General features: G+C 41.1%; 23 protein-coding genes. 21 read left to right on the plus strand and 2 right to left on the minus strand.

What is annotated here, in order from left to right; all coding sequences use genetic code 11:
• Positions 1 to 92 precede the first annotated feature (92 nt).
• From glmS to E4O04_RS05360, 10 genes are all read left to right on the plus strand, one after another.
• Positions 93 to 512 (plus strand): methylaspartate mutase subunit S, encoded by a 420-nt coding sequence (gene glmS / locus E4O04_RS05315; RefSeq protein WP_253684994.1) that lies wholly within the window; start codon positions 93 to 95, stop codon positions 510 to 512.
• Between the two features lie 32 nt (positions 513 to 544).
• Positions 545 to 1,924 carry a methylaspartate mutase accessory protein GlmL gene (gene glmL, locus E4O04_RS05320; RefSeq protein ID WP_253684993.1) on the plus strand — a complete coding sequence of 460 codons (1,380 nt, stop codon included), beginning with the start codon at positions 545 to 547 and terminating at the stop codon, positions 1,922 to 1,924.
• Positions 1,925 to 2,049: 125 nt separating this feature from the next.
• A complete protein-coding gene (rpmF, locus tag E4O04_RS05325; protein WP_002670496.1) occupies positions 2,050 to 2,238 on the plus strand; it encodes a 50S ribosomal protein L32 in 189 nt (62 codons plus the stop codon).
• Positions 2,239 to 2,251: 13 nt separating this feature from the next.
• Positions 2,252 to 2,488: an acyl carrier protein gene (gene acpP / locus E4O04_RS05330; RefSeq protein ID WP_253676991.1), complete on the plus strand. Its 237-nt coding sequence runs from the start codon at positions 2,252 to 2,254 to the stop codon at positions 2,486 to 2,488.
• 23 nt (positions 2,489 to 2,511) lie between these two features.
• Positions 2,512 to 3,252 (plus strand): ribonuclease III, encoded by a 741-nt coding sequence (gene rnc, locus E4O04_RS05335; protein WP_253710414.1) that lies wholly within the window; start codon positions 2,512 to 2,514, stop codon positions 3,250 to 3,252.
• A gap of 273 nt (positions 3,253 to 3,525) precedes the next feature.
• Positions 3,526 to 3,966 (plus strand): Hsp20/alpha crystallin family protein, encoded by a 441-nt coding sequence (locus tag E4O04_RS05340; RefSeq protein ID WP_253684991.1) that lies wholly within the window; start codon positions 3,526 to 3,528, stop codon positions 3,964 to 3,966.
• Positions 3,967 to 4,105: 139 nt separating this feature from the next.
• Positions 4,106 to 4,954, plus strand: a complete 849-nt coding sequence (locus tag E4O04_RS05345; RefSeq protein ID WP_253684990.1) for a hypothetical protein — start codon at positions 4,106 to 4,108, stop codon at positions 4,952 to 4,954.
• Positions 4,955 to 5,063: 109 nt separating this feature from the next.
• Positions 5,064 to 5,975, plus strand: a complete 912-nt coding sequence (locus tag E4O04_RS05350) for an Rpn family recombination-promoting nuclease/putative transposase (RefSeq protein ID WP_253710421.1) — start codon at positions 5,064 to 5,066, stop codon at positions 5,973 to 5,975.
• A gap of 51 nt (positions 5,976 to 6,026) precedes the next feature.
• Entirely contained in the window at positions 6,027 to 7,373 is a 1,347-nt protein-coding gene (locus E4O04_RS05355; protein WP_253684988.1) for a CCA tRNA nucleotidyltransferase, read from the plus strand.
• A 38-nt stretch (positions 7,374 to 7,411) separates the two neighbouring features.
• Complete coding sequence (locus E4O04_RS05360; protein ID WP_253684987.1) at positions 7,412 to 8,344, plus strand: magnesium transporter CorA family protein; 933 nt, start codon at positions 7,412 to 7,414, stop codon at positions 8,342 to 8,344.
• Positions 8,345 to 8,374: 30 nt separating this feature from the next.
• Here E4O04_RS05360 and E4O04_RS05365 read toward each other — a convergent pair whose 3' ends face one another.
• Complete coding sequence (locus E4O04_RS05365) at positions 8,375 to 9,928, minus strand: NAD-dependent epimerase/dehydratase family protein (RefSeq protein WP_253684986.1); 1,554 nt, start codon at positions 9,926 to 9,928, stop codon at positions 8,375 to 8,377.
• A gap of 102 nt (positions 9,929 to 10,030) precedes the next feature.
• On the opposite strand from E4O04_RS05365, the gene E4O04_RS05370 reads away from it, so the two are divergent.
• The 11 genes from E4O04_RS05370 (at position 10,031) to E4O04_RS05420 (ending at position 20,555) form a co-directional block, all read left to right on the plus strand.
• Positions 10,031 to 10,876: an FAD synthetase family protein gene (locus tag E4O04_RS05370; RefSeq protein WP_371922281.1), complete on the plus strand. Its 846-nt coding sequence runs from the start codon at positions 10,031 to 10,033 to the stop codon at positions 10,874 to 10,876.
• A gap of 3 nt (positions 10,877 to 10,879) precedes the next feature.
• Entirely contained in the window at positions 10,880 to 11,149 is a 270-nt protein-coding gene (rpsO, locus tag E4O04_RS05375) for a 30S ribosomal protein S15 (protein ID WP_253710425.1), read from the plus strand.
• Positions 11,150 to 11,275: 126 nt separating this feature from the next.
• Complete coding sequence (gene pnp, locus E4O04_RS05380; RefSeq protein ID WP_253710427.1) at positions 11,276 to 13,372, plus strand: polyribonucleotide nucleotidyltransferase; 2,097 nt, start codon at positions 11,276 to 11,278, stop codon at positions 13,370 to 13,372.
• Positions 13,373 to 13,435: 63 nt separating this feature from the next.
• Positions 13,436 to 13,870 (plus strand): dUTP diphosphatase, encoded by a 435-nt coding sequence (gene dut, locus E4O04_RS05385; protein ID WP_253710429.1) that lies wholly within the window; start codon positions 13,436 to 13,438, stop codon positions 13,868 to 13,870.
• A gap of 21 nt (positions 13,871 to 13,891) precedes the next feature.
• The gene (locus E4O04_RS05390) at positions 13,892 to 15,025 is read left to right on the plus strand and encodes an LptF/LptG family permease (RefSeq protein ID WP_253710431.1); all 1,134 of its coding nucleotides are present in this window, start codon (positions 13,892 to 13,894) and stop codon (positions 15,023 to 15,025) included.
• Positions 15,022 to 16,095 (plus strand): LptF/LptG family permease, encoded by a 1,074-nt coding sequence (locus E4O04_RS05395; protein ID WP_253710433.1) that lies wholly within the window; start codon positions 15,022 to 15,024, stop codon positions 16,093 to 16,095. The genes E4O04_RS05390 and E4O04_RS05395 overlap by 4 nt, the downstream gene beginning before the upstream one ends.
• Before the next feature lie 126 nt (positions 16,096 to 16,221).
• On the plus strand, positions 16,222 to 16,620 hold the full coding sequence (locus tag E4O04_RS05400; protein WP_253710434.1) for a YbaN family protein: 399 nt from the start codon (positions 16,222 to 16,224) through the stop codon (positions 16,618 to 16,620).
• A 100-nt stretch (positions 16,621 to 16,720) separates the two neighbouring features.
• A complete protein-coding gene (gene rpsL / locus E4O04_RS05405; protein WP_253676978.1) occupies positions 16,721 to 17,095 on the plus strand; it encodes a 30S ribosomal protein S12 in 375 nt (124 codons plus the stop codon).
• Between the two features lie 10 nt (positions 17,096 to 17,105).
• The gene (rpsG, locus tag E4O04_RS05410; RefSeq protein WP_002670537.1) at positions 17,106 to 17,576 is read left to right on the plus strand and encodes a 30S ribosomal protein S7; all 471 of its coding nucleotides are present in this window, start codon (positions 17,106 to 17,108) and stop codon (positions 17,574 to 17,576) included.
• Between the two features lie 195 nt (positions 17,577 to 17,771).
• Positions 17,772 to 19,859, plus strand: coding sequence for an elongation factor G (gene fusA / locus E4O04_RS05415; protein ID WP_253684978.1), 2,088 nt, complete (start codon positions 17,772 to 17,774; stop codon positions 19,857 to 19,859).
• 12 nt (positions 19,860 to 19,871) lie between these two features.
• Positions 19,872 to 20,555 carry a P-loop NTPase family protein gene (locus E4O04_RS05420; RefSeq protein ID WP_253710436.1) on the plus strand — a complete coding sequence of 228 codons (684 nt, stop codon included), beginning with the start codon at positions 19,872 to 19,874 and terminating at the stop codon, positions 20,553 to 20,555.
• Between the two features lie 94 nt (positions 20,556 to 20,649).
• Here the strand turns inward: E4O04_RS05420 and E4O04_RS05425 are convergent, their stop codons facing one another.
• Positions 20,650 to 20,934: a hypothetical protein gene (locus E4O04_RS05425; protein WP_253684976.1), complete on the minus strand. Its 285-nt coding sequence runs from the start codon at positions 20,932 to 20,934 to the stop codon at positions 20,650 to 20,652.
• Between the last annotated feature and the right edge of the window lie 50 nt (positions 20,935 to 20,984).

Consider the following 20,984-nt stretch of genomic DNA (forward strand, 5'->3'; position numbering starts at 1 on the left):
GCTGTATAATTCGATTTTTTATATGCACTTGACATAGTACTCTTTTAGTAATAGACTATCTCCAACACGATAGATTTTTTAGGAGGCGGAATATGGCAAGAAAAATAAAACTTGTATTGGGCGTAATAGGCTCTGATTGTCATGCTGTCGGCAATAAAATTTTGGATTACTCTTTAACCGAGGCCGGTTTTGAGGTAACAAACATAGGCGTTTTAAGTCCCCAGGAGGACTTTATAAATGCAGCTCTTGAGACAAATGCGGATGCCATTTTAGTATCATCTCTTTATGGTCAGGGAGAGCTGGACTGCAAGGGCTTACGCGAAAAGTGCGATGAAGCGGGCTTAAAAGGAATTAAGCTATTTGTCGGCGGAAACATAGTTGTAGGTAAACAGGACTTCGATGAGGTACGCAAGCGCTTTACCGAAATGGGTTTTGATCACGTTTATCCGCCTGGAACACCTGTCGAAACGACTATTAAAGATTTACATGCCGATTTCCCCGACCACGCATAGAATTAAACAGAAATTGAGAATTACTGAAAAAAATGAACTGTTATTTATTTGTTGATTTTGGAAGTACGAATACAAAGATAACCCTTGTGGATATCGAAAAAGAAGATATAGTAGGTACAGCAAAGGCCTATACCACTGTCGAAACCGATGTTATGACAGGCTACAATAATGCCCTGGAGCTTTTACATCAAAAGGTCGGAAAAGATTATAAGGTAGTAAAAAGTCTTGCCTGCTCTTCTGCGGCCGGAGGCTTAAAAATTATAGCCATAGGCCTTGTTCCTGAGCTTACAAGCGAGGCTGCAAAGAGGGCTGCCCTCGGTGCGGGAGCCAAGGTAATTCACACTTATAGCCATAACCTCAATAAGAGCGAGGCAGAGGCTATAGTAAATTCAAATGCCGATATCATCCTTTTGGCTGGCGGCACAAATGGAGGCGATTCGCGTTGTATTATCCACAATGCACAGATGCTTGCGGATTACGGAGTACGCGTTCCTGTAGTTGTTGCAGGCAACAAGAGCGCCGAAGACGAAATCGTCGAGATTTTTAAAGGAAGAGTCGATTTTTATGTAGCCGAAAACGTAATGCCCAAGATAAACAAGCTTAATGTGGAAAGTGCCCGTGAAACAATACGTAATATCTTTATGAACAATATTGTGCACGCAAAGGGTATGACCCATGTCGAAAGCAATATCGATAACATTTTGATGCCCACCCCCGCTGCTGTCCTAAAGGCAGCTCAGACTCTTTCAGAGGGTACCGAAGATGAAGACGGCTTGGGAGATATAATAGTTTTAGATATCGGAGGGGCTACAACCGACGTCCACTCGGCTGCCGATGGAGAGCCGACTCAAAATTCGGTCTTTTTATACGGTCTTCCCGAAGCCTTTTTAAAGCGGACAGTAGAAGGCGACCTCGGTATGCGCTACTCCCTTCCGACTGTTGCTGAGGTGCAAGGGCCTCATGGGCTTCGGCACTATCTTTCAAAAGAATATAAGTACAATATCGAAGAAGAGGTAAAAAAACGAAACGAGCACACCGATTTTATTTCTGAAAATGAAAAAGACCTCGCTTTTGATTGTGCCGTTGCCAAGGTTTGTGCCGATGTTTCTATGAGCCGGCATGTTGGAGTTTTAACCCCTGTCTATACGGGCTGCGGTGCCAGTTTTCAGCAAGAAGGAAAGGATCTAACTGATCTTAGATATATAATAGGAACGGGCGGAATTTTGGTTTATAATCCCAATTATAAGGAAATTATGGAGGCCTGCAGGTTCCGTGAGGATGATCCTTTTAGCTTAAAACCTAAAAATCCTCAGTTTTTGCTTGATAAGGAGTATATTCTATCGGCTATGGGGCTTTTGGCTACCGAAGATCCGGATATGGCCATAAGGATAATGAAAAAACACTTAGTATAGGGGCATTTTGTATTGACTTTTTGTGAGTTTTAGTGTAATATGGTCCCTTAAATGTATAACAAGGCCGCAGTGGTGCGGCAAATACGCTTTTTTAATTTTAGATATTTTGTAGTGGAGGATTGAGTATGGCTGTACCAAGAGCGAATACATCAAAAGCTAGAACAAGACGCCGACGCGGTGTTAATATGCGTTTACAAGCGCCAAATCTTGTTGAGTGTTCCGGATGCGGTAACTTGATTATGCCTCATCATGTATGCCCCAAATGCGGGTTTTATAAAGGCAAGCAGGTTATTAACCCCGATAAATTAGACTAAAAGGAGATAGTTTATGGACGATTTATTCAAAAAGATTCAGCAATTAATTGCAGCAAAGTTGGAAATTGAGGAAGACAAGGTTACCTTGGATTCTTCATTCCGGCAAGATTTAGGTGCCGACAGTCTTGACACCTATGAACTTGTTTATGCTCTCGAAGAAGATATGGGTATTAAGATCCCGGACGAAAAAGCAAATGAGTTTGAAACTGTCCGCGACGCCTATGAATTTATCAAATCTCAGCAAAAATAAGTTTTGTTTTAAGGAGCAGCTCTTTGTTTCCGATAAGATGCGGTCTTGAACCCAAGAGGAAGCAGGAGCTCCTCGAGTTCCAAAAGCAAGCGGGATTGAAGTTTAAAGATTTACGCTTGCTTGATCTTGCTTTCCACCACAGGTCTTTTTCCAACGAACATAATAATTTCCACGCAAATAACGAACGCCTCGAGTTTTTGGGAGACTCCGTGCTGGGTCTTGTTGCGGCTTCCTATCTTTATAAGTCTTTTGAAGATAAGCCTGAAGGAGAGCTTGCAAAGATAAAGGCTTCCGCGGTTTCCGAAGAGGCCCTTTCTAAGGCTGCTTCTAAATTAAATATAAGTAATTTCTTGGTTTTGGGCCGGGGAGAGGAAATGTCCGGCGGAAGAGAAAAAAAGGCCATCCTGGCCGATGCCCTTGAAGCGGTTATCGGTGCCTACTACCTTGATTCCGGGTTTAAGTACGTTCAAAAATTTGTCCTAAGAATTTTGGAATCAACAATCAATTCCGTTTTAGAAAAAAAGTTTATAAACGATTATAAGTCCCTTCTTCAAGAGTTGGTTCAAAAGAAATTTAAAACCGTTCCTAAATACGAGCTTAAAAAGGCTAGCGGCCCCGACCATGACCGAACCTTTTGGTTCTCGGTTTCAATAGGCGGTAAGGTTTATGGTCCCCTTTCAGGTAAGACAAAAAAAGAAGCGGAGCAGTCTGTAGCAAAAGTAGCCTATGAAGACCTATCTTCAGATTCTACTGTGTCAAAATAACTCTATTCAAGATGAAATTTTGACACAATAGTATTTTTTGTCACGCTTTAATTTATATTTTTCTATTCTTAAAAATCAAAAATCGGCTTATTTTATTCTTTTTGATTTTATATTTCTATATTAGATATAGACTTATAAAATTGTGCCAAAATATACACTTTTTTCTCATTTCTTGGCATTAAAATTGCTTGTATATAAGTGAAGCTTAAAAGACAGGCGTGAAAAAACCGCTTGACGAGCTTGATAAAACAAATTATAAGCAGGAGGTGCTTTATGAATAGTTTAAGTCTTTTTAGTCCGTCCTTTACAGACAGCGTATTTGATGCAATTGATAGGAGTTTGGCTCCCAATTTTGGAGTATTTGCTCCGATCAAGAATGCAAACTGCGGTCTTCCGAGTGTGGATATCCGCGAAACCGAGAAAGCCTATATCATGGAAGTGGATCTTCCGGGCTATACCGAAAAAGATGTTGAGATCAGCTTAAAGGATAGACTTATGACAATCTCTTCTTCCAAAAATGAACAAAAGGAAGATAAGGGTGCAGAGTACATCATACGAGAGCGAAGCTCAAGGCATTTTATGAGGCGTTTTACCTTGCCTGAGGATATAAACTCCGATGAAGTTTCTGCAAAATTTGAAAACGGGGTCTTGGTTGTAGATATTCCGAGAAAACCGGATACTCAGCCTAAACAAATCGAAATTAAATCTGCATAGGATTTAGTTTTACCTCTGTTAACTAGCAGACTGCGTCCGGCCGTAGGAGTTTGCCTTACGGCGGGGCGCAGTTTTTTTATGTCCGAGTTTGCAATTAAGTTTGTAATGCTTTTTTGAAAAAATACCGATAATTGTATCGATGGTTTCCGTATATAGACAATATGAAAATTCTAACTTCTCGGTATTACACAATTCGCTTTTGCGCAGGGAATTCCTTTACGGTTTAAAATTTTTTGCCGTTCAAGAGAATTTTATGAGCGGGCAAGGGGCTGTATTGCGTATGAGAATTTCGTTAGCCTGTGTAGAAGCCAGAGCTGTGGTAATCGATGCTTATATTCAAACCGACGGGAGCCTCTCATATCTTTTTGTTCTATGTTCATCGATTCTGCCTCCTCAAATTTTTTCTGAAGCCGTAAAAAACATACTTCCGAATGCGGTTATCGAAGAATTTTATAAGTCTCAGGCCGAAGGTTACTTGGAATCGGCATCTCAAGAAACTCTTGCAAAAAAGCCCATTCCCTTTTTCTCACCGGCAGGAGTAAATTCCGAATCAAACCATCTTTTAATATCTCTTTTTATTGAACACAGGGCTGTCCTCTTGGAGAACAAAAAAGGCGGTCTCTTGGAAAAAAGCCTAAAACAAAGGTCTAGGAGTCTTTTAAATGAGGCCTCCGAGATACGGAGGTACTCTGCCGCAAACTTGGATGTAAACATCTTGCTGTTTCAAAAAGAAAATCTCATCCTGTCGATTCCTGTTTTTCAGATCAAAAAAATCGATAAAGATGTTTTTCAAAAAAAGTTTATTCAAATTCTTCCCGAATACGGCGGAAAGAAAATCTATGTAGACGATGTCTTTTGCATAAAAAACATAGATCTTTCCAAAGTGAATTTTACCAAAAGATTGAGACGGGGCATATATAAGATCGTAGTCTCCGGCGCCAAGACAATCTTGGAATTTAACCTTTTAGTCCCTTCAATGTATGAGTGATTTTCTATAAAATAAATATTTTTTTAAAATAGACTATATGTTACAAAAAATTTCTACAATAATAATGAAGTCAGCAAAAATAATTTGCTGTGCTAAGGAGAAATGTAACATGAACGATGAAAAAACTATTTTAAATCCCAAAATAGATTGGGTTTTTAAACTGATGTTTTCAAAAGGCGAAGAAGGAAACAAGGCCCTTATAAGTTTTCTTAATGCCTTTTTGCAAGACTCGTACGGAAAAATAACTAAGGCCGATATCCTAAACACCGAATTGATCCGTGATAAGCCTTCAGGAGAGACCTATCACCTTGATTTTTTAATCCAAACAGATACAGGTCTTATTGTTGACCTTGAGATGCAGCAGTTTTGGAAAACAAACTATCCGCGCAGGAGTCAAATGTATCTTTTACGCCTTGCCTCCCGATTTTTAAAGATGGAGCCTAAGGAGGATAATCCTTTCTATGCTATAAGTATTTCTGTTTTCGGCTGCGATGTTCCCAAAAATGCCGAGCTTGTAAGGATGCCTAAAAGCTCTGTAATCCAGTATCTATATATTGAATTGAACGAGTTAATAGGTTATACTATGAAAAAGAACTTGGAAGAGTACAGTTTGCAGGATTTTTGGATAAGATTTTTATCCCGCTATGAAGAAGATAAAAAAAGCGGGATGTTGGAAAAACTATGCAAATTAGAGGAGGGTATAAAAATGGCGGAAGAAACACTCCTTAGGGTAACGGAAGAAGAAAGACAGATAGCAAGAGAACTGTCTGAAGAAAAGTATCAGATGTATGTCGAATGTGAAAGAAATGATGCAAGAAGAGAAGCTTTGGCCGAAGGCTTTAAAGAAGGTATTGAGCAGGGATTAGAAAAGGGAGTTGAACAAGGCCGGCAAGAAGGTTTTGCAGATGGAGTGAGCAAGACAAGGCTTGAAATGTCAAAAGTACTAAAGGATTTAGGTGTTCCCTTGCAGACAATAGCCCAAGCTGCAGGTTTACGTGGGGAAGAAATAGAAGCTTTATAGATGAAAGTATCTATAGACAGACCCTAATTTTTTGTGTAAACTCGAATCCCTATGCGTTATCCTATTTCACAAAATATGAAAGAAATTGCTTCTATTCTATCCAATGCCGGTTTTTCGGCCTACCTCGTGGGCGGAGCCGTGAGGGATTGGATTTTAGGGAAGCCGTGCAAGGATTACGATATAGCGACCGATGCCGAACCCAAGGAGGTGCAAGCCCTTTTCAGAAAGACAATTCCGACGGGGATAGCTCACGGCACAATCACGATTCTGTATAAGGGAGAAAAAATAGAATGTACCACCTTCCGCTGCGAGGCAGATTATTCTGACGGCCGGAGGCCGGACAGTATCAGCTATGTGCGTTCTATCGAAGAGGATTTAAGCCGCAGGGATTTTACTATGAATGCGATAGCCGTTTCTTTAAAGGACAGCTCCATTGTCGATCCCTTTGAGGGAGTCAAATCCATCAAATCAAAGATTATTAAAACCGTAGGGGCTCCCCTTGACCGCTTTGGCGAAGACGGTCTAAGGCCTATCAGGGCAATCCGTTTTGCTTCACAGCTGGGCTTTAAAATAGAAGAAGAAACCTTAAAGGCGATTCCTCTAAGTATTGAAGTTTGCAAAAAAGTTTCGATAGAAAGGTTTCGCGACGAATTCGTAAAAATGCTTTTAAGCGGGCATCCTATAATTTCTTTAAGGCTCCTGGAAGATACGAGGCTTTTAAAGGCCTTTTTGCCAGAGCTTTCGGCCTGCCGCGGGGTAGAGCAAAAGGGAATGCACTCCTTCGATGTACTTGACCACAGTTTTTTAAGCTGCGATGCCGCTCCGCAAGATAATCTTATTGTGCGTTTGGCTGCCCTCTTCCACGATATAGGGAAGGTGAGCACGAGGGAAAAAAATGAGTACGGCGACTACACCTTTTATAAGCACGAGATAGAATCGGAAAGGCTTACAAAAAAAATCATGCAGCGTTTAAAATTTTCGAATAAAGAAATTGAAGAAGTCTGTCATCTTGTGGGGCTTCACATGTTCCATTATACCGAAGATTGGAGCGATGCTGCCGTCCGCCGCTTTATCGTAAGGGCAGGAGTAGAAAATATACCCAACCTCTTCGATTTGAGACGGTCCGACGGTTTCGGAATGACTGGAAGGGCTCCCGATTTGAGCAATTTGGTTTCTTTTAAAAAAAGGCTTGAAAAGGTTATAGCCGAAGACTCTGCCCTCAGCTTAAAGGACTTGGCTGTAGGCGGCCGGGATTTAATGGAAATTGGGATAGAAGCAGGGCCTAAGCTCGGCATAATCTTACAAAAGCTCTTTGAAGCTGTACTCGAAGACCCTTCACAAAATACTCCGGAGAAGCTTTTAAAAATTGCGAAAGCAATAAACGCAAATTTGAGCTAAATTATTGATATAATATAAAAAATATGATAGGCTAAGCTATGTTTGTAAAATTAGATGCGGAATTAACCCCGATTGATCCTCGGACAGAAAAAATAACGGGCCCTGTTGCAGGCTACATAAAATTTAAAGAACTTATCGAGCTGCAAAGCCTTTTAGATCTCGATCCTCTCTTCATTGAGCAGTGCAGCGATTTTTCACAGCAAAACACCCTCGGCGTTTGGGAAGACTACAGTTTCGGCGTTATAAACATAGTCGAAATGGAAAACATCTTTAAAGACCGCGACACTATAGGCCTTTATATATCAAAAAATCTTTTTTTGGCTATAGAAATTATAGACAAGGACTATTCCACTCAAAAAGCCTTTGAAGCAGCCTTACAGCAAACTATAGCCCGTGAAAGAAACATTCCGCGTATTCTTAACCGCTTTTTTAAAGAGCTCATCAAGTCCCATGCAGGTGTCTATCACCGTTTTAGAAAGAAAATAGCAGAACTTGAAATGCGTGTTTGGGAAAAGATTGAAGAGGACAGTCACTTTGAAACGGAGCTTTCGAATATAAACAACGAGCTTTTAACCCTCTTCAGTTATTACGATCAGCTGGAAGATTTTTGCCAAGAGCTGGCCGAAAACGAAAACGAGATTTTTACCGAAGAAGAGCTGACAATTATAAACCTGCTTTCAAAAAGGGTAGAGCGTTACGGAGCAAATATCCGTATTTTGAGGGAGTATTCAAATCAGCTGCGGGAGTCCTATCAAGCCCAGCTCGACCTGCACCTAAATAAGATTATGAAAATCTTTACGGTTGTAACTACAATCTTTCTTCCCCTTACTCTTGTAGTAGGCTGGTACGGTATGAACTTTACCCATATGCCCGAACTTTCATGGAAGTACGGCTATCTTTCCGTAATAATCTTGAGTGTTGCAATTGTTGTTTTAGGATTGGCCTGGTTTAAAAAGAAAAAACTGATATAAAAATACTTAATTAAAGGCTTAGTTTACTCTTCAATTTAAAATATCCCTAAAGCAGTCCTTATCATAAAAGTTGGCTTCATCGGGGCTGTGGTCATCATACCAAAGTTGAGCGTAAAATGGAACCTTTCTTGCCTGCTCGTCAAAATTCCACGGAGGACATGCACATTCGGGGCACCAGTGGCCGGTTTTTAAAACAAGAAAGGGACTTGCCTTAAACTTGTGCCCGCAGGCACACTTCCACTCAAGCGGAGTGTAGAGGTCGCCTTCTTTCATCTCGGCGCTTAAACATTCGCCTCCCCTAAATCGGGCTGCATCCCTTGCATCGATTATACCAAGCTCGCTTTCTTTTTTAGATTCATCATAGCCGTGGTCAAGCAAAAAGGATGAAGCCTTGCTTTCTTCTTTTAATTCGTCATAGTTTAGCTTTTCGCCTGTTTCGGGATTGTTGTTTTCGCATAAGAGCTTGTAGTCTTCCCAGTTGTGAGGAATTTTCTCAAAACTCTCTTTTGAGCCGAAAAAAGCCCTTATTCTTCCTTCAAAATTGTTTTTCACCCAATAAAGAGGGGCGTTGCTTGTTTTTAAAAGAGGTTCTATGGCAAATTTTCTGATAAGTCGTGGAAAGGGTTTTCCCAGCTTAAAATACCAAAACTTTTTATCGAGCTTTTTAAAAAAATCTTCAAATCCTTCATATTGAAAGTCAAGATAATCGTTTAAAACGCGGGAATCGTAGAACCAGCCGCAGTGAAAGTTTCGGGCTGCGTTCCAATGCGGCTTAAAAACATCCTTTGCCGATCGGCCCATGAGCTTAAAGCCCCTGTCGAGGGTTTCGTAACCTGTAACGCGGGCTTCTTTTCCGTTTCCTATATTGTAAATCCTTCTCCAAAAATCTTCAGGCAGGGTGCCGTCTAAATCTTTTTCGATGAGGTTTTTAAGCATGAGGCCTGAGGTTCGGGCTGTTGCCCATTCTATGGGAGTGTTCCAGCCTGTATGGAACATGAGGCCGTCATCCATGTTTTTAAGCATTATGTCGTCGTACAAAACTCCCGACTGCCTCAAGGAAACCCAGTGTTTTAGACCCGATTCTATTACCTCCCTTTCGGCCATAATCTTTGTAGCCCCGTAAAAATCGAAGGCTGAAATCAAAAGCGGGTCTCCTGTTCTTATCCATGGGTGTTTAAAGGTGCGGTTTCCGTATTGGGCGACCGTTCCTATATGAATGAATTTTACCCTGCCGTTTTGGGGCAGTTTTTTTACGGCATTTATCAAATTTAAGGTGCCCAAAAAGTTGGATTTATAGCCTGCATCCGGATTGTGGTCTATTACTGGCGGAATCATTGCAGCACAGTGGATTATATAATCGGCACTTTCGACAGCTTTTTCGCAGTCGGCAAAAATAGATAGGTCTCCAAAGATAATTTTTAAGTTTTCACGGTATTTTTTTTGCAAAGATGCTGCCAAGCGGCGGTTTGCTTTTTTTTCGCGTAAGATAAGCCTTATATTATATTTTTCCGTTTCGGCAATTTGTTTTAAGGCTTCAGAGCCCATGGAGCCTGAAGCTCCGGTAATTAATATTGTCTTTTTCATTTGCTTATAGTATAAGACTTTTTGTAGTTTTTCAAGACCTCGATATTCTAAACCGGCTACTTGAAACAAAAGAGAAAAAAAGATATAATCCGCTTCGTAGTAATGGATGATTTTAAGATAATTTCGTGGGATGAGCTTGCTGAATCGAGCTCGTGTGTTTTCCCCGAAGGAAAAGAAACAGCGATTAGTGTAGGAGGCTTTGACGGCCCCCACAAAGGCCATGACGAACTTCTAAGACGGGTCTTGGATTATGCTTCTCAAAAAGCCCTTATTCCGGGGCTTGTTACTTTTTTCCGCTCTCCTGCAGCAGTCAAAAATAAGGCTTATTCGGGAGATGTTTCGTCATTAAGGCTGAGATTAAAAAAGTTTCAGGAATTAGGTTTTCATTTCATTGTACTTATTGACTTTTCCGCAGGATTTGCTAAAATAGAAGGAACTGCGTTCTTTGATATTCTTATAAAGACTATCCGTATGAAGTATTTGGCTGTAGGCAGCGACTTTTTATGCGGATATCGCCGAGGGTTGGGGGCGGCCGATTTAAAGAAAATAGCCCCTCAGAAAGGCTTTTGCTTTGATTCCATTGATCCCGTGAATCACGGCTTCACTAAGGTAAGCTCCAGCGCTGTCAGGGAGGCTGTAAGTTTAGGGGATTTTTCCCTTGCAAAAAACCTTTTAGGTTATCCTTTTTTATTTGATTTCGTAAGTTTGCCGTGGGAGGTAAAGGACAAAAATAATATTTTTGCTCCTAAAGCATACATAACGCAGATTCTTCCTCAAAGCGGGAAGTATAGGGTCTTGGTTAGAAAGGTAGACGGACAAGAACAAGAGGCTCATTTGTTTGTAAATGCAGACGGTATTCTTTTAAGCTTTACCCAAGAGGCTTCAAGAGTCTTTGACCTAAAAGACCTAAATAATTTTGACACCATAGAATTTATTTGTAAGGAGTAGGTAATGGCAGTTACTAAAGAACAAAAAGCATCGATCGTAAAGAAATTCGGTGCAAGCGAAAAAGACACAGGTGATATAAAGGTGCAAATTGCCTTATTGACCGAAAAAATTAACCAGTTGACAAACCACTGCAAAGTGCACCCGAAAGATGCAGGCAGCCGACGAGGTTTGATCAGCATGGTAGGTCACAGGCGCAGCTTGCTTAAATACTATCGCCGAACAGACATTGAAGGTTATAGAACTATTCTTAAAGATCTTAACCTTAGAAAGTAGTTTGATAAGGTACAAGGGCAGTTTGTCTGATGACTTGTTGGACAGCTTGTCCTTGTACCTTTATCTTTATTTATTGAGTTTTAAAATTGACGTAATTTTAAAGAAGAAATTTTGAAAGAGAAGAAGATGAAAAAAAGAGTAACTTATAAGATCGGCGAACATGATTTAATTTTAGAAACCGGTTATTTGGCAAAACAGGCCAACGGTTCTATTTATGCGGAATATGCCGGTTCCGCAATTTTAGCTACAATCTGCGCCTCGGGACAGGCTCAGGAAGGTTTAGACTATGTCCCCCTAACGGTTGACTATAACGAAAAATATTATGCAGCCGGAAAAATCCCCGGCGGCTTTATAAAGAGGGAGGGTAGACCCAAGGACAAAGAAATCCTTGTATCCCGCCTTATAGACAGACCCATGCGTCCCTTGTTTAAAAAAGAATTCGGAAGAGATATTCAGCTGGTTCCGACCTGTATTTCGACGGATATGATAAATCCGCCTGATATCCTTGCCGTTATTGCAAGCTCTGCGGCTGTTCATATTTCGGACATCCCCTTTGACGGCCCTGTTGCAGCTGCACGTGTTGCCTATAAAAACGGCGAATACATTATAAACCCGACCTTTAGCCAAATTGAAACTGCCGATATGGAAATTGTAGTTGCCGGAACAAAAGAAGGCATTACCATGGTTGAAGGCGGTGCCAACGAGGTTTCCGAAGAGGTTATGCTCACAGCCTTGGAAAAAGCCCATGAAATGATCAAGGCCCTTTGCAAGATGCAGGAAGACTTGCGCGAACTTGCAGGAAAAGAAAAACTTCCCCTAGTTCCCCTCGAAGCCGAGCTTGAAAACAAACAGGCCATTTATGATGAAGCCTTCCCCCGCTTAAGCAAAACCCTCTATCTTTCCACAAAGATGGAGCGCCGCGAAGAATCGGACAAGGTAAAAAAAGAATTGGCCGAAAAATATGCCGAGCAGCTTGAAGACGAAATTCAGCTTAAACTTTTTAATGCCCTCTTTGAAGAGATGGAATATAATATTTTAAGAACAAACATCTTGGACAAGGGCTTGCGCGTTGACGGAAGAGGAACTAAGGACATCCGTCCCATAACCTGCGAAATCGGAGTTCTTCCCCGGCCTCACGGTTCGGCAGTCTTTACTCGAGGCGAAACCCAGTCCTTGGGTGTAGTAACAATCGGAACGGTCTTTGACGAACAAATATACGACGATATCGAAGGCGACAGAAGAGAAAACTTTATCCTTCACTATAACTTCCCGCCCTTCTCGGTAGGAGAGGTAGGAAGGCTCGGAACAGGAAGAAGAGAAATCGGGCACGGTAACCTTGCTCACCGCTCCCTCTATCCTATGGTTCCCGAAAGAGAAAAGTTCCCTTATACTGTCCGCGTAGTTTCTGAAGTTTTGGAGTCGAACGGATCTTCTTCAATGGCTACAGTATGTTCGGGAACCCTCTCCATGCTTCACGCAGGCGTTCCCATGAAAAAGCCTGTTGCAGGCATTGCCATGGGCCTTATCACCGAAGGAAATGACCGCTACGCCATTCTTTCCGACATTCTCGGAGAAGAAGACCACCTAGGCGACATGGACTTTAAGGTCGCAGGTACGGCCGACGGAATAACGGGCTTCCAGATGGACATAAAGATTGCAGGTGTTTCGCCTGAAATTATGAAAAATGCCCTTGCTCAGGCCAAAGAGGGAAGAATGCATATTCTCGGCATAATGAATCAATGTATTTCCGCTCCTAACGAAGAGCTTTCCCAATATGCGCCCAGGGTTGAAGTTATGACCATCCCTGAAGACAAGATAGGAGCTTTAATCGGGCCCGGCGGAAAGAACGTAAAAGCTATTTCCGATAAGTATAACGTAACAATTAATACCGAAAATGACGGAACGGTAACCATTTACGGCAAGGACGGATCTTCAGACCTTAAGGGTGCAAAACTCATTGTTAAGGGTATTACAAGCGATCCTGAGGCAGGCGTAATCTATGACGGAGTTGTAAAAAAGATTATGGACTTCGGCGCCTTTGTCGAAATCCTTCCCGGAAAAGAAGGGCTTTGTCATATTTCAAAACTTTCCAAGGCACGCGTAGAAAAGGTCTCGGATGTGCTTAAAGAAGGACAAGAGATTCCTGTCAAGCTTTTGGAAATCGATAAACTCGGAAGGCTTAACCTTTCTTATATCGATGCCCTTGAGGAGCGTTCCAAATAAAACTAAAAAGCATGGAGCTGTTTTGCCTGCCCATGCTTTTCGATTTTTCATGGGGAGATTTTAATGGAAGTTTTTACAAAATTAAAAGAAGGTGCCGTTTTGCCCGAATACAAAACAAGCGGATCTGCCGGAGCGGATTTGCGAGCCCTTATCGAAGAACCCATTATCCTAAAACCCATGCAAAGATGTTTAATTCCTACAGGGCTTTCGGTTGAACTGCCTAAGGGAATTGAGCTTCAAGTGAGGCCGCGATCGGGACTTGCCCTAAAATACGGTGTTACGGTTTTAAACACCCCGGGCACTGTAGATTCCGACTACAGGGGAGAATTAGCCGTGCTTTTAATCAATTTCGGCTCTGAAGATTTTAAGATAGAAAACGGAGACCGCATTGCACAGGCCGTTATTGCCCAAGCTATTCAGGCCGACTTTGTTCAAAAAGATGAATTATCCAACACGGAACGAGGAGCAGGGGGGTACGGCTCTACCGGAATCTCATGATTAAAAAAAGAACTTAAGCTTATGGGACGTCTATCATTTAATCATAAAACAATCTTTGTCTATGTTTTTAGAGAACTTCTTTTATATTTTATAGTTTCTTTCCTTTTTTTCTTTTTTATTTTTTTTGTAAACCAGATTCTTTTAATGGCCGAAGAAATCCTATCAAAAAAAGCACCCATAAAAGATGTCTTATTGCTCTTATTTTATTCTCTTCCGTTTATAATAGCGACGACTGCACCCTATGCAGCCTTGATTGGAACCCTTATGTGCTTAGGCCGGTTTTCGGCTGATCATGAATTTATTTCGATGAATGCCTTAGGTATTTCTACCTCATTTATTTTGATTCCGGTTTTTGCTCTGGGAGTTTTAGTTTCGGTAGGTTCATTTATAACCAATGATATTTTGATTCCTCGAGGAACTATAAGATTTAATGAGATTCTTTATAACATTGCATCTTCGACTCCGGCTCTTGAGCTTGAGTCGTATTCGGTTAAACGCAATGAAAATTCTATAGTTGTTTCCGGTTTAATAAAGGATAATTCCATCCATGATCTTTTGATAATCGATTCAAGTCAGAGGGGTGCAAAAAGATTTTTATCCTCATCAAGAACAGATGTAAAAAAATCCAACGATATATCGATTATTATGCAGCTTGAAATGCTCAATCCCCGTCTTATAAATTTGGATTTAAACAATAGGTCTAAATTTGACGTTGTATACGGAGAAAGTATAACCTACAATGTTCTTGCAAAGGATGTAGCCCCTAAATTTATTTCAAGTTCAGGTCCGGACAAGATGACCTCATATGACCTGATAAAGGATATAAGGCAAAAACGGGAGGCCGGGGATACAAGTCCGCGTCTTTTAAATATCTATATTATGGAACTTCACCGTAAATTTTCCGTCCCTTTTGGAGCCTTCTTTTTTGTATTGTTGGCTTTCGCGATAAGCCGTGCAGGAAAAACCCATGATCAAAGTACCGGTTTTATAGTGGGGCTTTTAATTTCGGTTGCTTATTGGGCCTTTTTGATAGGCGGGCAGATGCTATGCCTTGAATCGGGACTGCACATAAACGGAGCCCTTGTGATGTGGTTTCCCAACGTCTTGCTTGTAATCTGTACGTCAGTGATTGCAATAAAGAGGATTTTCAAATGAGGCTGCTTCAAAGGTATCTGCTTAAACTTTTTATACCCACCTTCATTGTTGCGATGCTTTTTTTTATCTTGCTTTTGCAGCTGGGAGATTTATTTGCCAACATAGTTGCATATCTTCAAAACGGGGCTCAGTTTAAAGATATTGTCAAGGTTATGTGGCTATATATTCCTAAATGTATTGCTTACTCCGTTCCTCTGGCTATTCTGTTTGCCGGCTCATATACGATGGGAAATTTATATGCTCAAAATGAACTTACCTCAATATTTTCGGCGGGAATATCTTTAGGCCGCTTTACTCTTCCGCTTTTGGTTTTGGGATTTTTCTTTTCAATAGGAATGATTTTTTTTGAAGACAATGTGGTCATAAAATATTTTTACGAAAAAACAAAGCTTTCAAAAAAACTTTTGCAAGAAGAAGAAAGCTTAGATACGCAGGATTTGGTAATTTTATCTGAGCTCGGAAAAATTGTGTACACGGCCGATTATTTTAATGCCGAAGCACAAACCCTTTCAAATGCCTATATAATAATTCGGGATGAGGACGGAAACTTGTCGCTTATTATCAAAAGCTCCCGCATGGTATGGGAAAATGACCGTTGGAAAACCGATGATGCTGAAGTTTACAGGTTTAATGAAAAAAATATTGTAATCTGTTCGAGTTCGATTCCCGATGATATAATCTTGTCTGAGCCTCCTTCCAATTTTCAAAAAAATTTAAGCTCGGTAGATGAAATGAGAATTTCAGAAGCTAAAGAATTTATTGCTGCTCTCAAAAAAAACGGCCTTCCTTATTATGAGGCTCTTTCAAAATATCACAGGCGCTTTTCATTCCCGTTTACTATCTTTATAGTCTTGTTTTTTTCGATTTCTTTGGGCGGTAAATTTAAAAAGAATATCCTGTTGATGAGTATCTTGTTTAGTTTAGGAATAGCGACTCTTTTTTATGTTACCGAAATGGTTACCATGTTAAGTGCCAAGTGGGAGTATATTTCCCCCCTTGCAGGAGCTTGGACTCCCATCTTTATATTTTCGATTTTAAGCGTTTATCTACTAAAAAAATCGAGAACATAGCGGCGAAAGGCGGGGTGAACAGCCTATGTTTTTTGCTAAGATAAAACTCTGATGCATTTGCCCTGCCCAATTACTTGATAAAAATTAAAAAATAATGTAAATTATGTCTTACTAGAGGTGAAGAATATGAAGATAATAAATATTTTTTGGATTGCTTTAGGCTTTATTTGTCTCGGTCTGGGAGTTATGGGGATTATAATGCCTATTTTACCTACAACTCCATTTTTTATGGTAACAGTCGTCTGCTTTGCTAAGGGGTCCGAGCGGCTAAAAAAATGGTTTATAGGTACATCTTTTCACAAAAAATATATTCAAAGCTTTTACGAAAAAAAGGGTATGACTCTAAAAAATAAAATTATCATTCTCTCATTTGCCTCAATAATGCTTGCGGCAGCCTTTTATTTTTCGGCTAAGCCCTATGCCCGCATCTTAATAACCTGCGTTATAGCGGCAAAGTATTATGTTTTTATCTTTAAAATCAAAACCCTGCCTCCCGATAATGCAGCCTACATTGAAACAAGATAAAAACGCTTTTTTACGGCATTGACATTTTTTTTAAATTTATGTTATAATATACTTTCTGATATTCCGTAGTGCTGGCGGATAAATTAAGGAGATAAGGCTTATGCCTACAATTAATCAATTGATAAAGAAGGGACGCAAATCTGCTGCGGTTAAGACAAAGAGTCCTGCCTTGCAGTCTTGCCCCCAAAAGCGCGGTGTTTGCACCAGCGTTAAGACGATTACGCCTAAAAAACCGAACTCGGCTTTAAGAAAGGTTGCCCGTATCCGTTTAAGTAACGGTATCGAAATTACCGCTTATATTCCCGGTATCGGACACAACTTGCAGGAGCACTCTGTTGTTCTCGTAAGAGGCGGACGTGTTAAGGACCTCCCGGGTGTACGCTATCACATTATACGCGGTACTAAAGACGCTCTCGGTGTAGAAGACAGAAAACGAGGCCGCTCCAAGTACGGAGCCAAGAGGCCCAAGGCTTAAGGAGTAAAAAATGGGTAGAGGAAAAATTACTGCAAGACGCCCTGTTGCTCCCGATAGCAAATACAATAGCGTGGTCGTTACCCGCTTTATCGGAAGAATGATGCTTTCAGGTAAAAAGAGCATTACTACAAAGATCATGTATGATTCTTTTGATAAGATTAAAGAAAAAACCGGCGAAGAACCCTTGGCAGTTTTTTCAAAGGCCTTGGACAATGTAAAACCGGTTGTTGAAGTAAAATCCCGCCGAGTCGGAGGCGCCACATATCAGGTTCCTATGGACATTCCGGAGGGAAGGCGAGAAGCCTTGGCCATGCGCTGGATTATCGGCGCCGCTCGAAAAAGAAGCGGTCACGAAATGTCCGAGAGATTGGCTTCAGAGCTGATCGATGCATACAACAACACCGGAACAGCCTTCAAAAAGAAGGAAGAAGTTCACAGAATGGCCGAAGCAAACAAAGCTTTTGCGCACTTCAGGTGGTAGTACAAAGGGGAGTTCAGACTACGAACTCCCTTTTTTGTATTTAAATTTTTTATCGCCCCCTTGTATATTATTCTTTTTTTTATTATACTGTAACGTCTTGTATCTTGAAAAGTATTATTAACTTTTCGGTTTTATGAAAACATTTAGGGGAAAGTGTTTTTTCTCCTAAAAATCTATAAAGATGAGGTATTGATTATGGGTAATGATATTTCTAAGATGAGAAATATCGGTATTAGTGCTCACATTGACTCCGGTAAAACTACTCTTTCGGAACGAATTCTTTTTTATTGTGATAGGATTCATGCTTTACACGAGGTCCGCGGAAAAGACGGTGTGGGTGCTACGATGGATAATATGGAGCTTGAAAAGGAACGAGGTATCACGATTCAGTCGGCTTCAACTCAGGTTAAATGGAAGGATTATACGGTTAACGTAATTGACACTCCCGGGCACGTAGACTTCACTATCGAAGTTGAACGTTCTTTGCGCGTTTTGGACGGAGCTATCTTGGTTCTTTGTTCTGTCGGAGGTGTTCAGTCCCAGTCTATCACTGTTGACAGGCAGTTAAAACGCTACCATGTTCCCCGAATCGCCTTTGTAAATAAGTGCGACCGAACGGGAGCTAACCCATTTAAGGTTCGAATGCAGCTTAGGGAAAAACTAGGGCTTAATGCTTATATGATGCAGATTCCGATAGGTTTGGAAGATAAGCTTGAAGGCGTTGTAGACCTTGTTACAATGAAGGCTATGTATTTTGAAGGCGAAAACGGTACCCAGATCCGCATGGCCGAAATTCCCCAGCATCTTTTAGCCGATGCCCAAAAATACAGGGAAGAAATGATTGATGCCGCTACCATGTTCTCCGACGAATTGGCCGAAGCCTTTTTGGAAGGTGCCGAAACCGAAGAAATGATCAGAGCAGCCGTTAGAAAGGGAACCCTTGCTGAGCAGTTTGTTCCCGTCTTCCTCGGTTCAGCTTATAAAAATAAGGGAATCCAGCCCCTCTTGGATGCAGTAGGTTACTATCTCCCCGACCCGACCGAAATTGAAAATACGGCTTTAAATATTGATGAAGATGAAAAGCCCATCGTATTGGGAACGGACGAAAATGCTCCCGTAGTAGCTTTAGGCTTTAAGCTTGAAGACGGAAAATACGGACAGCTTACCTATGTTCGAGTCTATCAGGGAACTTTAAAGAAGGGTGAAGAGCTCTTTAATACCCGTGCCAAAAAGAAATTTAAGGTAGGCCGCTTGGTTCGAATGAACTCGGCAACCATGGAAGATATCAACGAAGGCGGCCCCGGCGACATCGTAGCCCTCTTCGGTATTGACTGTGCTTCAGGTGATACCTTCTGCGGAGGAAACCTAAACTATGCCATGAGCTCCATGTATGTTCCGGATCCCGTTATCTCTCTTTCTCTTACACCGAAAGATAAGCAGGCTGCCGACCAAATGTCCAAGGCTCTTAACCGCTTTACAAAGGAAGACCCGACTTTCAGAAGCTATGTAGACAAGGAATCAAACCAGACCATCATTCAGGGTATGGGCGAGCTTCACTTGGAAGTTTACATTGAACGAATGAGAAGAGAATATAAGTGCGATGTTGAAACAGGTATGCCGCAGGTTGCTTACCGCGAAGCCATCACTCAAAGAGCCGACTTTAACTATACTCATAAAAAGCAGACAGGAGGTTCAGGTCAGTTCGGCCGTGTCGCAGGCTTTATTGAACCCATCACCGAACAGGATTATGAGTTTGACAATCAGATAAAGGGAGGAGCAATTCCTTCGGAATTCATTCCTTCTTGCGATAAGGGCTTTAAGGAAGCCGTCAAGAGAGGAACCTTGATCGGATTCCCGATTGTAGGAACTAAGATTACTATAAATGATGGACAGTCCCACCCTGTAGACTCATCGGATATGGCCTTCCAGGCTGCTGCAATCGGCGCCTTCCGTGAAGCATACAAGGCCGCAAAACCTGCCATACTTGAGCCTATCATGAAGGTTTCTATTGAAGGACCTCAGGAATTCCAAGGTAATATCTTCGGTCTTATAAATCAAAGACGAGGAATTATTGTTTCATCAACGGAAGACGACAGCTTTACCCGTGTAGATGCCGAAGTTCCTTTAAGTGAAATGTTCGGATTTTCTACCATTTTGCGTTCTTCCACACAGGGAAAGGCCGAATACTCTATGGAATTTGCCAAGTACGGCAAGGCTCCTGCAAGTATTTCGGAAGAACTGATAAAAGAATACGAAGCTAAACGGCTTGCAGAAAAAAAATAAGGAGGCTCTGTAATGCTTAAAGAAGATTTGATTGAAAAAAGCCCCATGAGAAAACTCGAAAAAGCTCTCGGCGGCGGCTTGGCATCAGGTGAGGTAGGTGTTGTTACATCTAAAAAGGGTGTAGGAAAAACATCTATTTTAGTTCAATTCGGTTTAGATAAACTCTTACAGGACAAGCCTGTTGTTCATATATCGTTCAGCCAGCATGTGGATTATGCCATAACATGGTATAACGATATGTTCAATGAACTTTCGAAGAAAAAGAATCTTGGGAATGCTCAAGAGGTAAAGTCCCAAGCTTTTGCTAAGAGGATTGTCTTAAACTTTAATCAGGATACGGTTAGAACTACTCAGATTTTAAAGACAATCAGAGCCTTGTCAGAAGGAGGTTCAAAGCCGTCAGTAGTTATGATTGACGACTTTAACTTTGCAAAGGCCCTGCCTGAAGCAATGAAGGAGATGAAGGCCTTCGCCAAGGAAATGGATATAGCTGTTTGGTATACGGCTGCTGCAGATGTTTCTTCCTTTGAAATCGATGAGAGCTTAAAAAAGTATGTTGATGAGATTGATGTACTTCTCTATCTTGAAAATGATGGGGATTTCGTAAGAATTAAGGCCTTAAAAGAACACGGAAATGGAGCTTCCGATACCGGATCTTCTTTTGATGCCAAAACCATGCTTTTGAGCGAAAAATAAGTTTTAGACTAGCATCTATGACAAAAAGCCGTGTAAGGTTGATACCTCGCACGGCTTTTTTATTTTTAATGAAAAATTAATTCAAAACAAGTAATTACCAGACAAGTCGTTTTTTGACTTCAACCTTAGAGACTCCGAAAAGTCTCCTAATTTGTTCTTTTTTATAATTTGACCGGGATAGTTTATTATATCCATCGGCCACTCTTTGAAGGTCTTCTTCGGATTCGGTATAAACGGCATAGGCTGCCGCAGCCCTGAAAGCTCCTGCTTCCAATAGTTGGTCAATATTTTTATTAGAATTTTTTGAAAGTCTTGCCTTATCTACTATGGCAGAATTCCCGTCATAACCTATTGTATTTATAAAATCATTGATTTCCATAACTTCTCCCAAACGTAACTTTTTATAAATAAAGCCGGCCTTGTTTTAAA

The organism is Treponema sp. OMZ 799 (assembly GCF_024181365.1).
Classification (GTDB): domain Bacteria; phylum Spirochaetota; class Spirochaetia; order Treponematales; family Treponemataceae; genus Treponema_B.

Excerpts from the sequence above, each read along its gene's own strand:
- glmS (WP_253684994.1), top strand. The coding sequence starts at position 93 with ATGGCAAGAAAAATAAAACTTGTATTGGGCGTAATAGGCTCTGATTGT.
- glmL (WP_253684993.1), top strand. The coding sequence starts at position 545 with ATGAACTGTTATTTATTTGTTGATTTTGGAAGTACGAATACAAAGATA.
- rpmF (WP_002670496.1), top strand. The coding sequence starts at position 2,050 with ATGGCTGTACCAAGAGCGAATACATCAAAAGCTAGAACAAGACGCCGA.
- acpP (WP_253676991.1), top strand. The coding sequence starts at position 2,252 with ATGGACGATTTATTCAAAAAGATTCAGCAATTAATTGCAGCAAAGTTG.
- E4O04_RS05340 (WP_253684991.1), top strand. The coding sequence starts at position 3,526 with ATGAATAGTTTAAGTCTTTTTAGTCCGTCCTTTACAGACAGCGTATTT.
- E4O04_RS05345 (WP_253684990.1), top strand. The coding sequence starts at position 4,106 with ATGGTTTCCGTATATAGACAATATGAAAATTCTAACTTCTCGGTATTA.
- E4O04_RS05350 (WP_253710421.1), top strand. The coding sequence starts at position 5,064 with ATGAACGATGAAAAAACTATTTTAAATCCCAAAATAGATTGGGTTTTT.
- E4O04_RS05355 (WP_253684988.1), top strand. The coding sequence starts at position 6,027 with ATGCGTTATCCTATTTCACAAAATATGAAAGAAATTGCTTCTATTCTA.
- E4O04_RS05360 (WP_253684987.1), top strand. The coding sequence starts at position 7,412 with ATGTTTGTAAAATTAGATGCGGAATTAACCCCGATTGATCCTCGGACA.
- E4O04_RS05365 (WP_253684986.1), bottom strand. The coding sequence starts at position 9,928 with ATGAAAAAGACAATATTAATTACCGGAGCTTCAGGCTCCATGGGCTCT.
- E4O04_RS05370 (WP_371922281.1), top strand. The coding sequence starts at position 10,031 with ATGGATGATTTTAAGATAATTTCGTGGGATGAGCTTGCTGAATCGAGC.
- rpsO (WP_253710425.1), top strand. The coding sequence starts at position 10,880 with ATGGCAGTTACTAAAGAACAAAAAGCATCGATCGTAAAGAAATTCGGT.
- pnp (WP_253710427.1), top strand. The coding sequence starts at position 11,276 with ATGAAAAAAAGAGTAACTTATAAGATCGGCGAACATGATTTAATTTTA.
- dut (WP_253710429.1), top strand. The coding sequence starts at position 13,436 with ATGGAAGTTTTTACAAAATTAAAAGAAGGTGCCGTTTTGCCCGAATAC.
- E4O04_RS05390 (WP_253710431.1), top strand. The coding sequence starts at position 13,892 with ATGGGACGTCTATCATTTAATCATAAAACAATCTTTGTCTATGTTTTT.
- E4O04_RS05395 (WP_253710433.1), top strand. The coding sequence starts at position 15,022 with ATGAGGCTGCTTCAAAGGTATCTGCTTAAACTTTTTATACCCACCTTC.
- E4O04_RS05400 (WP_253710434.1), top strand. The coding sequence starts at position 16,222 with ATGAAGATAATAAATATTTTTTGGATTGCTTTAGGCTTTATTTGTCTC.
- rpsL (WP_253676978.1), top strand. The coding sequence starts at position 16,721 with ATGCCTACAATTAATCAATTGATAAAGAAGGGACGCAAATCTGCTGCG.
- rpsG (WP_002670537.1), top strand. The coding sequence starts at position 17,106 with ATGGGTAGAGGAAAAATTACTGCAAGACGCCCTGTTGCTCCCGATAGC.
- fusA (WP_253684978.1), top strand. The coding sequence starts at position 17,772 with ATGGGTAATGATATTTCTAAGATGAGAAATATCGGTATTAGTGCTCAC.
- E4O04_RS05420 (WP_253710436.1), top strand. The coding sequence starts at position 19,872 with ATGCTTAAAGAAGATTTGATTGAAAAAAGCCCCATGAGAAAACTCGAA.
- E4O04_RS05425 (WP_253684976.1), bottom strand. The coding sequence starts at position 20,934 with ATGGAAATCAATGATTTTATAAATACAATAGGTTATGACGGGAATTCT.